The organism is Pseudorhodoferax sp. LjRoot39 (genome assembly GCF_964253035.1).
Lineage (GTDB): Bacteria > Pseudomonadota > Gammaproteobacteria > Burkholderiales > Burkholderiaceae_C > Pseudorhodoferax.
On record NZ_CAXUQL020000001.1, the window covers coordinates 6,142,067 to 6,154,439 of the forward strand.

General features: G+C 69.8%; 13 protein-coding genes. 3 read left to right on the plus strand and 10 right to left on the minus strand.

Annotation, left to right across the window (positions count from 1 at the left end):
• Positions 1-13: 13 nt before the first annotated feature.
• From ACSQ4M_RS28680 to ACSQ4M_RS28715, 8 genes are read right to left on the minus strand one after another with little or no spacing between them, the layout of a single operon-like run.
• A complete protein-coding gene (locus tag ACSQ4M_RS28680; RefSeq protein WP_436192784.1) occupies positions 14-781 on the minus strand; it encodes an ABC transporter ATP-binding protein in 768 nt (255 codons plus the stop codon).
• Positions 774-1,595: an ABC transporter ATP-binding protein gene (locus tag ACSQ4M_RS28685; RefSeq protein ID WP_436192785.1), complete on the minus strand. Its 822-nt coding sequence runs from the start codon at positions 1,593-1,595 to the stop codon at positions 774-776. Before ACSQ4M_RS28685 ends, ACSQ4M_RS28680 begins: the two co-directional genes overlap by 8 nt.
• Entirely contained in the window at positions 1,592-2,587 is a 996-nt protein-coding gene (locus ACSQ4M_RS28690) for a branched-chain amino acid ABC transporter permease (protein ID WP_436192786.1), read from the minus strand. The genes ACSQ4M_RS28685 and ACSQ4M_RS28690 overlap by 4 nt, the downstream gene beginning before the upstream one ends.
• Positions 2,580-3,458 (minus strand): branched-chain amino acid ABC transporter permease, encoded by an 879-nt coding sequence (locus ACSQ4M_RS28695; protein ID WP_436192787.1) that lies wholly within the window; start codon positions 3,456-3,458, stop codon positions 2,580-2,582. Before ACSQ4M_RS28695 ends, ACSQ4M_RS28690 begins: the two co-directional genes overlap by 8 nt.
• A 4-nt stretch (positions 3,459-3,462) precedes the next feature.
• Positions 3,463-4,386 carry an NAD(P)-dependent oxidoreductase gene (locus tag ACSQ4M_RS28700; protein WP_436192788.1) on the minus strand — a complete coding sequence of 308 codons (924 nt, stop codon included), beginning with the start codon at positions 4,384-4,386 and terminating at the stop codon, positions 3,463-3,465.
• A gap of 35 nt (positions 4,387-4,421) precedes the next feature.
• Positions 4,422-5,168: an SDR family NAD(P)-dependent oxidoreductase gene (locus tag ACSQ4M_RS28705; RefSeq protein WP_436192789.1), complete on the minus strand. Its 747-nt coding sequence runs from the start codon at positions 5,166-5,168 to the stop codon at positions 4,422-4,424.
• Positions 5,169-5,201: 33 nt separating this feature from the next.
• Positions 5,202-6,071, minus strand: a complete 870-nt coding sequence (locus ACSQ4M_RS28710; protein WP_436192790.1) for an acyl-CoA dehydrogenase — start codon at positions 6,069-6,071, stop codon at positions 5,202-5,204.
• Complete coding sequence (locus ACSQ4M_RS28715; RefSeq protein ID WP_436192791.1) at positions 6,055-7,266, minus strand: ABC transporter substrate-binding protein; 1,212 nt, start codon at positions 7,264-7,266, stop codon at positions 6,055-6,057. The genes ACSQ4M_RS28710 and ACSQ4M_RS28715 overlap by 17 nt, the downstream gene beginning before the upstream one ends.
• 264 nt (positions 7,267-7,530) lie before the next feature.
• Here ACSQ4M_RS28715 and ACSQ4M_RS28720 point away from each other — a divergent pair, with 264 nt between their 5' ends.
• The 3 genes from ACSQ4M_RS28720 to ACSQ4M_RS28730 all read left to right on the plus strand — a co-directional run bounded on the left by ACSQ4M_RS28720 (position 7,531) and on the right by ACSQ4M_RS28730 (position 10,259).
• Entirely contained in the window at positions 7,531-8,760 is a 1,230-nt protein-coding gene (locus tag ACSQ4M_RS28720) for a CaiB/BaiF CoA transferase family protein (RefSeq protein ID WP_436192792.1), read from the plus strand.
• A 156-nt stretch (positions 8,761-8,916) separates the two neighbouring features.
• Entirely contained in the window at positions 8,917-9,249 is a 333-nt protein-coding gene (locus ACSQ4M_RS28725; RefSeq protein ID WP_436192793.1) for a hypothetical protein, read from the plus strand.
• On the plus strand, positions 9,246-10,259 hold the full coding sequence (locus ACSQ4M_RS28730) for a Bug family tripartite tricarboxylate transporter substrate binding protein (RefSeq protein ID WP_436192794.1): 1,014 nt from the start codon (positions 9,246-9,248) through the stop codon (positions 10,257-10,259). The genes ACSQ4M_RS28725 and ACSQ4M_RS28730 overlap by 4 nt, the downstream gene beginning before the upstream one ends.
• On the opposite strand, the gene ACSQ4M_RS28735 is transcribed toward ACSQ4M_RS28730, so the two are convergent.
• Positions 10,228-11,367: an AraC family transcriptional regulator ligand-binding domain-containing protein gene (locus ACSQ4M_RS28735; RefSeq protein ID WP_436192795.1), complete on the minus strand. Its 1,140-nt coding sequence runs from the start codon at positions 11,365-11,367 to the stop codon at positions 10,228-10,230. The genes ACSQ4M_RS28730 and ACSQ4M_RS28735 overlap by 32 nt on opposite strands.
• A gap of 6 nt (positions 11,368-11,373) precedes the next feature.
• Positions 11,374-12,333 (minus strand): Bug family tripartite tricarboxylate transporter substrate binding protein, encoded by a 960-nt coding sequence (locus ACSQ4M_RS28740; RefSeq protein ID WP_436192796.1) that lies wholly within the window; start codon positions 12,331-12,333, stop codon positions 11,374-11,376.
• Positions 12,334-12,373: the final 40 nt, after the last annotated feature.

Genomic DNA, 12,373 nt, shown 5'->3' on the forward strand with positions numbered 1-12,373 from the left:
GTGTTCTCCTTGTTCATGCCGCCTGGGGCGTGGCATGGCGCGCGCCCAGGTAGGCGTCGATGGCCTGCTGGCGGCCTTCGCGGCTGTGCAGCGCTTCTGCGTCGAGCGCACCGACCAGATGGCCATGGCGCATGACCCAGGCGCGCGAGGCCAGCTTGGCCGCCGCGTGGAAGCTCTGCTCGACCAGCAGCGCGGCCAGCTTCTGCTCGCGCTGGATGCGCGCCAGGCGTTCGTAGACCCGGGCCACCAGCAAGGGGGCCAGGCCCAGCGAGGGCTCGTCCAGCAGCAGCAGGCGCGGACCGGACATGAGGCCGCGGCCGATGGCCAGCATCTGCTGCTCGCCGCCGCTGAGCAGGCCGGCCGGCGCGCGCAGCCGGTTCGCGATCTCGGGGAAGAAGTCCAGCACCATGGTCTGGCGCTGCGCCCGCGTGGCGGCATCGACGAAGTAGCCGCCCAGCGTGAGGTTCTCCTCCACGCTGAGGTCACTCACGATGGCGCGGCCTTCGGGCACATAGACGATGCCGGCGCGAAAGCGCTGCGCGGCCGACAGGCGCGTGATGTCGTGGCCGTCGAAGCGCAACCGACCCTGCGCCGACTCCAGGCCTGCGATGGCACGCAGTGTGCTGGACTTGCCGGCGCCGTTGGCGCCCAACAGCGCAGCCACCGTGCCATCCGGCACCGCCAGCCCGATGCCATGGACGACCGGTCCGGCGCCGTAGCGGACGGTCAGGCCCTCCACCTGCAGCAGATCGGTCGCACCGGCGGATGCAAACTCATTCATCGTCGTCTCCCAGGTAGACACGCACCACCTCGGGGTTCGCCTGGATCTGCGCTGGGCTGCCCGTGGCCAGCATACGGCCGCTGTTGAGCACATGGATCACATCGCAGACGTCCATGATCAGGTCCATGTCGTGCTCCACGACCACCAGCACGAGGCCGGGTGCACGCAGGCGCTTGAGCGCGGCGGAAAGTTCCGCCGTCTCGACCGAGTTCAGGCCGGCCGCCGGTTCGTCGAGCAGCAGCACGCGCGGCGACCCGGCGATCGCGCGGGCGATCTCGGCCAGGCGCAGCACGCCGGGTGGCAGCTCCGCCGGCGCCTGCTCTGCCACCTGGGCGATGCCGAGCCGGGTCAACGCCGTCAAGGCCTGTGCGCGGTGCGCGGCGCGCTCCTGCCGGCCGCGGCCCAGCGGCAGGAAGGCGTCCAGCCAGCCCGCGTGCGCCTGGCGGTCCAGGCCGATCATCACGTTCTCGACGATGCTCAGCTCGGGGCACAGCGCCACATGCTGGAAGCTGCGGGAGAAGCCCAGCGCGGCGCGGCCCGTGGGCGGCACGCCCTCCAGCCGGCGTTCTCCGAGCTGGATGCTGCCCTGCTGCGGCGTGTACAGGCCTGTCAGGCAGTTGAAGAAGCTGGTCTTGCCGGCGCCGTTGGGGCCGATCAGTCCCGTGATCTCGCCCGCACGCAGGCGCACGCTGATGTCCTGCAGCACCTGGATGCCGCCGAAGGACAGGGCCAGGTTCTGCACGTCCAGCGAATCGCCACGGCCGGCGGCTGCCACCGGCGGCATGGCCAGCGTGGGAGACAGCACCGCGCTCACGACTTGCCCCCTTGCAGCCGGGCCTGCAGATGCGGCGGCAAGGCGTTGAAGACCAGCACCACGGCCAGCAATGCAGCCCCGTACAGGATCGGCACCCAGTCGCCCGCGCCAGCCAGCAGCAGCGGCATCAGTGTCAGGAACATGCCGCCCAGCACCGCGCCGACGAGCGACAGCGAATACAGGCTCACCACCGATCCGACCAGCAGGAAGATCGAGGTCCACAGCGTGAAGCTGTTCGGCGAGACCGTGGACGAGCTGAAGGCCAGCAGCGCGCCGCCGATGGCCGCGACCGCTGCGCTGAGCGCCATGCACGACAGCCGCGCCCAGCTGCGCCGGATGCCGAAGGACTCCGCCGCATGGGCCGAAGTGCGGATCAGCAGCAGGGCCGTGGCCTGGCGCGAACGCCGGAACTGGTTCAACAGCAGCACGACCACGACCAGCCCGGCCAGCGGCAGGTAGTAGCGCTGCATGGACTTGGAGACGCCGGGCAAGGCGTCCAGCTTCACGTACAGGCCTTCGAAGCCACCCGTCACCGTCGGGAAGTGCAGCAGCAGCTCGGGCAGGGCCAGGGCCAGCGCCATGGTCGCCACGGCCAGGTAGATGCCGGCCAGGTTGCGCGAGGGGAACGCGAACGCGATGCCCAGCACGGCGCCCACGACGGCCGCCACCGGCAGGCTGGCCAGCACCGACAGGCCCAGGTACTTCTCGACCAGTGCCACGGTATAGGCCCCGGCCGCGGCAAACACGCCGTGCCCGATCGACACCTCGCCGCCGTAGCGCACGAGAAAGCTCACGCCCAGGATCGCGATCGCATTGGCGAAGCACAGGCCCAGCGCGAACGTCCAGTAGCCGCCGGCCACGAAGGGCAACACGGCCAGCACGGCCAGGCAGAGCGCGCCGCTGGCGCCTTGCTTGCTGGCCAGGCCGGTCGAGGCCTGCGCCTGCGTGCGCGGAGCCGGCAGCACGCCGGAGGAGATGGAGGCCTCAGACACGGGCACCCTTTCGCATGGCCAGCACGCCATTGGGGAACAGGTTGAGCACGAGCAGCATGGTCAGCAGCACATAGGTGTTGGTGAACTCCGCGGCCACGTAGAACGACAGCAGGTTCATGAGCACACCGATGAAGATGCCGCCCAGCACCGCTCCGGCCAGGCTGCTGAAGCCGCCGACCACCGCGCCGGCGAAGGCCTGCAGCATGAAGGACGCGACCGAGGTCGACGACAGAAAGCTGGTCGGCACGATCAGCAGCGCGGCGACCAGGCCGAACAGCCCGGCCACGATCCAGGACAGCAGGTGGATGCGCCGCAGGTTGAGGCCGCAGACCCGGCTCGCGAACGGGTTGGCCGAGACGGCCCGGAACGCGATGCCGACCCGCGTGCGTTCGATCAGCACATACAGCGCACCGACCGACACCGCCGTGGCGGCCAGCACGGCCAGGTCGTAGGAGCCCAGCCGCACCGGGCCCAGCTGGCCCTGCCAGGCCGGCAGCGGCAGATCGAGCGCGACAACGTCCGAGCCGAAGGTCAGCTGCGTGATGCCCTGCGCCACCAGGCCGACGCCCAGCGTGGCGATGGTGCTGGTCAGGTCGGACTTGAAGACCAGCGGCGCGATCAGCAGGTAGCTCACGGCCATCACGGCGACCATGATGGCCAGCGTGAGCAGCACGGAGGGCAGCCAGGCCATCTGCGCGAAGTGCCCGGCCGTGAAGCCGAACACCAGGAAGGCGGCCAGCCCGGCCAGGTTGCCGTGCGCGAAGTTCACCACCATGGAACTCTTGTAGATCAGCACCAGCCCGACCGCGCCCATGGCGTACAGGCAGCCGCTGATGACACCGGCCCAGACCAGGCCCAGGAAGTCGGCCATGGCCTCAGGCCCCCTGCCCTTGCGCCGCTTCGATGCCCAGGTTGCGGTCGACGAGTTCGATCACATTGGGAAAGTAGCGCCCGCCCAGGCCGTGCGCCACGGCCGCGCTGTAGTAGCGCTGGGCGAGTTCAGTCGCGTGCGCGGCCACGCCGGTCTGCTCGGCCAGTTCGAGCACGTAGCCGATGTCCTTGAGCGCGTACTCGGGCGGGAAGCCGCCGGCCGGGAATTCGCGCGGCAGCATGGCGCGGCGCGCGTGGTTGCGCAGCACGAAGCTGTCGCCGGAGCCCTTGGCCACGGCATCGAGCAGCAGCGCGGGTTCGACGCCGGCGCGCTCGCCCAGCACCATCATCTCGGCCACGGCCAGCGTGTTCTCGAACACCAGCGCGTTGTTGATGAGCTTGACGACCTGGCCGCAGCCGACGCCGCCGCACCGGGTGACGTCGGAGCCGATATAGCGCAGGAATGGCTCGATGCGCGCGAACAGCGCCTCGTCCGCACCGACCATGATGGCCAGCTCGCCACGCCGCGCGGCCTCGACCGTGCGGGCCACGGGCGCATCGGCGAAGGCCACACCCAGCGGCGCGAGCCGCGCCGCCACGCTGCGCGCCGTCGCCACAGTGGTGGTGCTGAGGTCGACGATCACCTGGGGCTTGCGCGCGCCGCTGGTGAGTGCGCCTTCGCCCAGGCACACGGCCTCGACCTGCGGGCCGCCGGGCAGCGACATGAACACGATGTCGGCTTCGGCCGCCAGGGCCGCGAGCGACGCGGCCTGCCGCGCCTTCGTGCCGTCGAGCACCGCGTAGGCGGCCGGGTTGCGGTCGAACACCAACACCTCGCCGGTGTGCTTCAAGGCCATGTTGCGGCACATGGGGCCGCCGATGTTGCCGAAGCCGACGAAGCCGAGCGTCGGTGTGTTGGAAGAGGTCATGTCGGTGTCTCCTGTCGTTGTTCTGGTGGGGACCTTCAGTCCATCCACATGCCGCCGCTGATGTCCAGCGAGGTGCCCGTGATCCAGTTGGAGGCCGGCGAGCACAGGAACAGCGCGGCCTGGGCGATGTCCTCGGCGTTGCCGTAGCGGCCCAGCGGCACCGTGGCGTGGGCGGCGGGCGCACCCGCGCTGCCCGTCACGTTGGCCCACATGGCGGTCTCGACCGGGCCGGGGGCCAGCGTGTTGGCGTAGACGCCGTGCGGCGCGCCGGCCTTGGCGATCCAGCGCATGAGGCCGTGCACCGCCGCCTTGGCCGAGACGTAGGCCGGGCCCGAGGCCACGCCGCCGTTCTTGGCCGCGATGGAGCCGGCGGCCAGGATCTTGCCGAAGCCCTGGGCGCACATCAGCGGGAACAGCTTGCGCGTGGGATTGACGACGCCGCGCACGTTGACATCGAGGATGGCGTCCCACTCCTCGTCGGTGCTCTCGGCCAGCGGCGTGCGCGCGATGGTGCCGGCACACAGCACGAGGATGTCGACCTTGCCGTGCGTGGCGATGACGGCGTCGACGAGCCTGTCGGTCTGCGCCCGCGAGGTCACGTCGTAGGGGCGGTAGGCGATGCCCTCGCCGATGTCTTCGTGCTCGGCCCGGTCGGTCGCGACGACCTGCGCACCTACGGCGCGGAAGGCGCGTGAGATCGCGCGGCCCATGCCGCCGGCGCCGCCCGTGATCAAGGCCACCTGGCCTTGCAGGTTGGCCGGGCCGCTCAGGTGCTGTGCCATGTCAAAAGTCTCCTGGTGATGCTTGAAGGAAATTCAGCGGAACGCGGCCGTGGCGGACATCGCGAGTTCGCCGTCCGGTCCGCGCGCCCACAGGGCGAGCGAGCCATCGGCCTGCGGCCTGCCCTCCAGCCGGAACTCGCGGCCCACGAACAGCGGGTTGACGCCGCGGAAGTCGAAGCGCGCCAGCGGCCGCCCAGCGCCCTGCGCGAGCGCGAACTGCTGCAGCAGCGTCGCCGTCAGCGGGCCGTGCACGACGAGGTCGGGGTAGCCCTCTTCGCCCTGCGCATAGGCCTGGTCGTAGTGGATGCGGTGGCCGTTGAAGGTCAGCGCCGAGTAGCGGAACAGCAGCGTGGTGTCGGGGTGCACGCGCTGGCTCCAGCGCGCCTCGTCCGGGTGCGGCTTGGCCTTGGGCTGCGGCGTGCCGACGGGGCTGGCTTCGCGGTAGACGATGTCCTGCTCCTCGACGATGCAGGCGGTGTCGCCATGGCCGATGCGGTGCTGCACGGTCACGAACCACAGCGATCCGCGCTTGCCCACCTTTTGCTCGACCTTCTGGATCAGGCTGCGGCGCGTGGCCACGGCATCGACGGGCAGGTCGGCCAGGTACTGGATGCGGCTGCCGGCCCACATGCGGCGCGGCAAGGCGATCGGTGGCAGGAATCCGCCGCGCTGCGGGTGGCCGTCCACGCCCAGCTGGCTGCGGCGCGCGGCCGGGTTGAAGAACAGCCATTGCCAGCCGGGCGGCAAGGCGGTGCCGGCAGCAGGCGCGGTCTCCAGGTCCAGCGTGGCCGCCATGCTTTGCGCGACGGACAGGTGCAGCCGCTCGCTGCGCTCTTCCTCGCGGCCGATCCAGGCCTCGTAGTGTTCGGTGCCCACCGTGGCGGCCTCAGGCGAGCTTGGCATCGAACACCTCCGACGGGAAGGCCTTGAAATCGCGTTCGAGCCTGAAGGCGTCCGCGGTCGCCTGGATGATGCATTCCTGCCGTGTGCCGCGGTGGTCGCCCGGCTTGAAGCCCACGTTGCGCGCGCCGCCGAAGTTCTGGTTGTGCATGGTCTCCATGACCTCCACCAGGCTCTCGCGGGTCAGGGGCTTGCCGCTGGCCAGCAGCATCTGGAAGCTCTTGACGAACAGCGCGCCATTGGTCCAGCCGTTCAGGCCCAGCACGCCGACGGGATCGTTCGGCCAATACCTGGCCACGCTCGCGCGGTAGGCCTTGACCTCGGCGTCGTCGGCATCCACGGGCAGCAGCCAGGACGAGAAGTACACGCCGTTCAGCAGCGGCCCGGCCAGCTTGCGCGTGGTGGGATCGGCCGTGTAGAAGGGCGCGAGCCACTTGGTCGTGAAGCCGATGCGTTCGGCGGTCTTCAGCGCCGCCGCGAGGTTGGCGTTGGAGCCGAAGAACACCACGGCGTCCGACTTGGCATTCGCCAGCCGGCGCACCTGGGCCGTGAAGTCGGTGGTGCGGATCTCGAACGGGATGGACTCGGCGGCCTCCTTCTTGAGCGAGGCGCAGTGCATGTCGAAGCCGCGCTTGGCCGAGCGGCCGACCTCGTCGTTCTGCCAAAGGAGGCTGACGCGCGCCGCATTGACGGGCGCAGCGGCCACGTAGTCCAGCGTCGAGGCGGCCGACCAGCCGTAGTCGGGCAGCAGCGGGAACACCAGGCGCTCGGAAAACAGTGCCGTGGCGCCGCCGATGGGCGCGATCATCGGCAGGCCGACCTCCTTGGCGTAGGGGATCACGGCCACCGACTGGGCCGTGCCGATCGGCGCGGCCAGCGCGAACACCTTGCTCTCTTCCACGAGCCGGCGCGTGACGGCCACGCTGCGTGCGGGCTCGTAGCCGTCGTCGTAGGTGACGTAGTTGATCTTCCAGCCGTTCAGCGCGTTGGTCTCGTTGGCCCACTTGAAGTAGGCGTCAGCGCCATGCGTGAGGATGGCGTAGAACGGTACCGGCCCCGTGATCGGCGTGAAGGCCCCTACGGTGACGGTCTTGCCCGCGAGGTCGATGCCCGGCGCCGCCTGCTGCGCGCGGCCCCAGCCGGGCACGGCCACGGCGGCTGCCGCTGCGGTGTGAGAAAGGAAGCTACGTCTGCGCATGGTGTCTCCAGTCTGGTAAATAAAATGCATTCTTTTGACCGATGCATGGGCGCCTTGGGCGGGCATCTCACCCGCACTTCGTGGTGTTGCCGTGCCAGAAATCCGAGCGCCGCAACACCTACAGCCCCAACGTTAGCGGGATGTGCACTGCAAAAGAGCCACGGCCGCGCCAAGGTTTTCATCCCATGAACAAAAGGCCAGGACCGAAGCGCCGGGCCCGCCGGCCCTCATAAGAATGCAACATGCATTCTTTGAAAGGGTTCCATGCGCAATTCCCCACTGCACGGGCTGCGGGTCGTCGAGATCGGCACCATGCTCGCCGCACCGTTCGCCACGCACATCCTGTCCCAGCTCGGTGCCGAGGTCATCAAGGTCGAGCCGCCGGCCGGTGATCCCACGCGCAGCCTGGTGCGCGGCGGCCCGAGCGGCACCTTCATCGCCTACAGCCACGGCAAGAAGAGCGCGTGCATCGACCTGTCCACGCCAGGCGGCCGTGCCGCGCTGCACAAGCTTCTGGCGCAGTCGCATGCGCTGGTCCACAACCTGGCGCCCAAGGCCGCGCGCAAGCTCGGCGTCGGCCGCGAGGAATGCGCGGCACTGAATCCCGAGCTGGTGTACTGCCACATCCGTGGCTACGCCGCGGGCCCGCAGCAGGACGATCTGGCGTCCAATCCCGTCGCCGAGGCCGCGACCGGCGTCATGGAGGGCAACCGCATCAACGGCAGGCCGAGCCGGCTCGGCCCCTCCTACCACGACCAGTTCGCCGGCGCCTATGCCGTGATCGGCATGCTTGCCGCGCTGCTGCAAGCCAAGACCGGTGCGGCAGACCGGCATGTGGAGGTGGGCTTGTACGAGACCGGCCTGCATGTCGCGGCGCGCGACCTGGTGGGCGTGCAGCTCAAGACCCAGCTGCTCGGACGGGCCGAGCGCGAGCCGCACGGCGAGTTCGCCATGCCGGGCTACGGCGCCTACCTGACCGCGGACGAACGCTGGCTCTACCTGCTGATGCTGACGGACGGGCACTGGCTCAAGTTCTGCCAGGCACTCGACCTGCCCCAGGCCGCCGACCCGGGGCTCGCGCGGCTCAAGGACCGCAAGAAGGCGCGCGAGCAGGTGGAGGAACTGGTGGGTCGCGCCATCGGCGCCCTGCCCTTTGACGCAGCGGTGGCCAGGCTCAAGGCGGCCGGCGTGGGCTGCACGGAGGTGCTGCCGCTGGAGCGCGTGCTGGAGGCGCCGCAGGCCCAGTCGCCCGGCAAGCTGCGCGAGGTCGCGTTCCGCGGCCTGCAGTTCCAGGTGCCGGAGTTTCCGCGGCACCCCGATGCCGACGACGCCCCGGCCACCCTGCCCCCGGCCGCGCTCGGCCAGCACACGCGCGAGGTGCTGGAACAGGCAGGGCTGTCGGCCGCCGAATGCGCGGCGCTCCTGGACAGCGGCGCGGTGCGTGCGGTCGATCCCGCCGGCTTCGCCTGGGCGCCGGTGCGCGCCACCAGCTGACCGGATCCGACAGCGAAGCCCAGCCGGCGCCGCCAAGGTCGACAGATGCCCCACCGCAGGAAACTTTCAAGCCATAAAAAGCGGCGGGGTTAACCCGGCCCGTTGCGCACCATGCCGGTTTTAGAAATGCGTCCTCCATCTGCATTCGGAGGCGCCATGGTCGGGGAGACGAAGCGGTTCGGCGGTGTGCTCGCCATGCTGGCAGGCCGCTGGCGTCATGCCGGGCCGGTTCTGCTCTGCGCGGCACTGGGAGGTGCACCCGCGCCAGCCCACGCGCAGGCCGACCCCGCCTGCTACGTGGTGAACCGGCTGCTGCTCTGGCTCAAGCCGCAGTCCCTTGCCATCGACTGCGCCCCTCCGCGCGCCATCTCGGCATCCAGCGAAAGCCATGCCGCCAGCGCAGCACTCGACGGCACAGGCCGCGCGGCACGCGAACCAGCGCCGGCAGCACCGCACCCGACCACAACAACGACCCGGAGACGACCATGACCGAGAACGCATACCCCCAGCCCGCTGTTGTCCACCTGCCCCGTTCGCGCCGCATGTTCCTGCAGTGCGCGCTGGCGTCCATCGGCACCGCCAACGGCGCGGCCTGGGCGGCCGACAACTACCCCAGCCGCCCCATCAGGATCGTGGTCCCCGTCGCGGCCGGAGGCGGCACCGACTTCACGGCGCGGCTGCTGGCCGACCGCCTCGGCAGCGCCATGGGGCAAGCCGTGGTCGTCGAGAACCGGCCTGGCGGCGCCGGCAACCTGGGTGTTCAGCATGTCGTGGATGCGGCGCCGGACGGCTACACGCTCGTGATGCCGATCACCTCCTTGCCCATCAACCCGAGCCTGTACAAGCTCGGCTTCGACACGGCCAAGGATCTCGCGCCCGTGCTGCTGGTGGGCACCCTGCCGCTGGTCCTGGTGGTCCATCCGAAGGTGGCGGCCACGAACGTGAAGGAGCTGATCCAGCTGGCCAACACCGCGTCGTCGCCGGTGACCTTTGCCAACTCGGGCACCGGCACCACGGCGCACCTGGCCGGCGAGTTGTTCAACCACATGGCCGGCACCCGCATGCTCGGCGTGCCCTACAAGGGCGGCGGGCCGGCCCTGTCCGACCTGCTGGGCGGCCATGTGCAGGCCTACTTCGCCACCATTCCTGCGGCGCTGCCGCACATCGAGAGCGGCAAGGTCCGCGCGCTGGCGGTCACCTCGACCAGCCGTGTGCCGGAGCTGCCCCAGGTCGCAACGGTCGACGAGTCGGGCTTGGCGGGCTTCGAGGTGACCGCGTGGTTCGGGCTGTTCGCGCCGGCCAGAACGCCACCGGCCGTCATCGCGCGCCTGCACGCCGAGTCGAGCAGGGTCCTCGCGACACCGGAGGTTCGCCAGCGCCTGGCCCACCATGGGGTCATGCCGGGCGGGGGCACGTCGGATGGCCTGCGCGACTACCTCGCGGCCGACATGGCGAAGTGGCGGCGCATCATCCAGGTCGCGGGGATTCGGCTGGATTGATGCTGCCCGATCCGGTCCGGAAAGACGTCGCCGAAGCGTCCTGCCGAACATGGCGGTGGGCCGACGCCGCAGTTCCGTGCAAGCCGCGCCGGTACTCCGCCGGCGTCTGGCCCGTCCACTCCCGAAAGGCGCGGTTGAAGCTTGCCTCGTTCTGGAAGCCCACCGCTCCCGCAACCTGCTTGATCGGTCGGTCTCTGCGCGCCAGGGATGCGATCGCCGCTTCGCGCCGCACCTCGTTCTTGATGTCCTGAAGCGAGAGGCCCTCCTCGGCCAGGTGCCTGTGCAGGCTCCGCACGGACAGGTTGAGCCTGGACGCCAGTGCGGGCGCCACCAGGGACTTGGCAGCATGGGCCCTGAGCAGATCGCGCACCTGCTTTCCCACCCGGTGCGCACGCGGGTACTGTTGCACCAGCAGCGGCAGTGGCCGCTGGAGCATCTGGCGAAGATCCCGGTCGTCCCGCAGCACCGGCATGTCGGCAAAGTGCGCGTCGAAACGGATGGACGCGCGCGCCTGGCCAAAGCACAGGCCGGTGCGGAACATCCACCCGTAGGCCCCGGCGTGGTCCGGTGCCGCGTACGGAAACGTCGCGCCGCGCAGCGGGATGCGTGCGTCCACCAGCCAGCACGCGATGCCATGCACATGGCGCAGCGTGCTCACCAGCGCGAACTCGCGCTGCTCCTGCAGGTCCCTTCGCTCATCGATCTCGATGCGGAGCTGAGCCTGCCCGGCACAGAGATGGATCTCGATGTCGTCAACGAGCAGACCGTGGTGCCGGCACCAGCGTTTCAGCGCCACACCCAGGGTGGCCGATGGCAGCGATGCCCTGCACAGCATGCCGTTCGTGCCCCATGGCAACGCCCTGCCGAACCACCCGAGCGCCTCGTCATCAAGCTCTCGCATCGCAAAGAGGCAGATGGACTCCATCTGCTCGGCCGTGATGCGACCCGCCGGATCCTCGACATCGGCCCGCGCCAGCCCGCCAGCACGCAAGGCGCCGGCCGCATCCCTTCCCGCCTTGGCGTAAGCGCGCAGGATCGCACGGATGAAGGCCATCGGCGTCTGCGCGCGGGCGTTGCCGGCGTGCGTGCAGCGTGGTGCGTGCAGCATCTCGGGCTAGTCGATCTTCAGGCCGACGCTCTTCACCAAAGGCCCCAACTTTCTGCGCTCCGCCGCCGCAAACGTCGCCAGATGTTCTGGCGTCCCGCCTGCGACTTCGTGGCCGAGCTCCAGCAGGCGGCGCTGCGACTCGGGCTGTGCCAGGATCTTGACCACCTCCGCATTGATCCGCTGGACGATGGCGGCCGGCGTGCCACGCGGGGCATAGAGCCCATTCCAGGCCAGCACCTCGAAGTCGCTCAGCCCGGACGCGGCAACGCTCTTCGCCCCCGGCAACAGTGCCGAGTCGCCCCTGGAAGTCACGGCCAGGGCCTTGAGCCGTCCGTTGGCGACGAAGGGCCGCGCCGCGCTGGCCGTGTCGATGCCGACGAGCACCTGCCCCCCGATCAGATCGGTCATGGACGTGCCGGAGCCTTTGTAGGGCACGGCGCGCAGATGGGTTCCGCTCTGCTGCTGCAGCAGTTCGAGCACCAGGCGCGCCGTGGTACTCGGCAAGGCCACGTTGACCGTGTCCGGGCGGGCCTTGGCCTCGGCCAGGAACTCGGTGAAGCTGCTGTAGGGCACGCTGGTGTTCGCCAGGATCACCATCGGGAAGGTGCTCACGAGCGCCACCGGCTCGAAGTCCTTCTCGCTGTCGTACGGCATCGAGGGGTAGAGGAACTGGTTCAGCACGTGGGTACCGTTGGTTCCCATCACGAAGGTGTAGCCATCGCCGGGCGCGCGGGCGGCCTCGGCGGCGCCGATGTTGCCGCCCGCGCCTGCCTTGTTCTCCACGACCACGGCCTGGCCGAGGCTCTTGCTCAGTTGGTCCGCGATGTAGCGCGTGGCCACATCGGTCCCCTGCCCTGCCTGGTACGGCACGATGATGCGGATCGGCTTGGAAGGGTAGTTGGCGGCGCAGGCGGCAGCGCTCAGCCATGCGAGCGCCCAGGCCATCAGGATCCGAAATAGTGTCATGTCCTTGTCTCCTTGAATTGTGGGAATGGAACGAAGCGGC

What these genes read in the sequence shown, in the direction of transcription:
- ACSQ4M_RS28680 (WP_436192784.1), bottom strand. Translation starts at nt 781, where the DNA reads ATGAATGAGTTTGCATCCGCCGGTGCGACCGATCTGCTGCAGGTGGAG.
- ACSQ4M_RS28705 (WP_436192789.1), bottom strand. Translation starts at nt 5,168, where the DNA reads ATGGCACAGCACCTGAGCGGCCCGGCCAACCTGCAAGGCCAGGTGGCC.
- ACSQ4M_RS28710 (WP_436192790.1), bottom strand. Translation starts at nt 6,071, where the DNA reads ATGCCAAGCTCGCCTGAGGCCGCCACGGTGGGCACCGAACACTACGAG.
- ACSQ4M_RS28735 (WP_436192795.1), bottom strand. Translation starts at nt 11,367, where the DNA reads ATGCTGCACGCACCACGCTGCACGCACGCCGGCAACGCCCGCGCGCAG.
- ACSQ4M_RS28695 (WP_436192787.1), bottom strand. Translation starts at nt 3,458, where the DNA reads ATGGCCGACTTCCTGGGCCTGGTCTGGGCCGGTGTCATCAGCGGCTGC.
- ACSQ4M_RS28725 (WP_436192793.1), top strand. Translation starts at nt 8,917, where the DNA reads ATGGTCGGGGAGACGAAGCGGTTCGGCGGTGTGCTCGCCATGCTGGCA.
- ACSQ4M_RS28740 (WP_436192796.1), bottom strand. Translation starts at nt 12,333, where the DNA reads ATGACACTATTTCGGATCCTGATGGCCTGGGCGCTCGCATGGCTGAGC.
- ACSQ4M_RS28720 (WP_436192792.1), top strand. Translation starts at nt 7,531, where the DNA reads ATGCGCAATTCCCCACTGCACGGGCTGCGGGTCGTCGAGATCGGCACC.
- ACSQ4M_RS28715 (WP_436192791.1), bottom strand. Translation starts at nt 7,266, where the DNA reads ATGCGCAGACGTAGCTTCCTTTCTCACACCGCAGCGGCAGCCGCCGTG.
- ACSQ4M_RS28730 (WP_436192794.1), top strand. Translation starts at nt 9,246, where the DNA reads ATGACCGAGAACGCATACCCCCAGCCCGCTGTTGTCCACCTGCCCCGT.
- ACSQ4M_RS28700 (WP_436192788.1), bottom strand. Translation starts at nt 4,386, where the DNA reads ATGACCTCTTCCAACACACCGACGCTCGGCTTCGTCGGCTTCGGCAAC.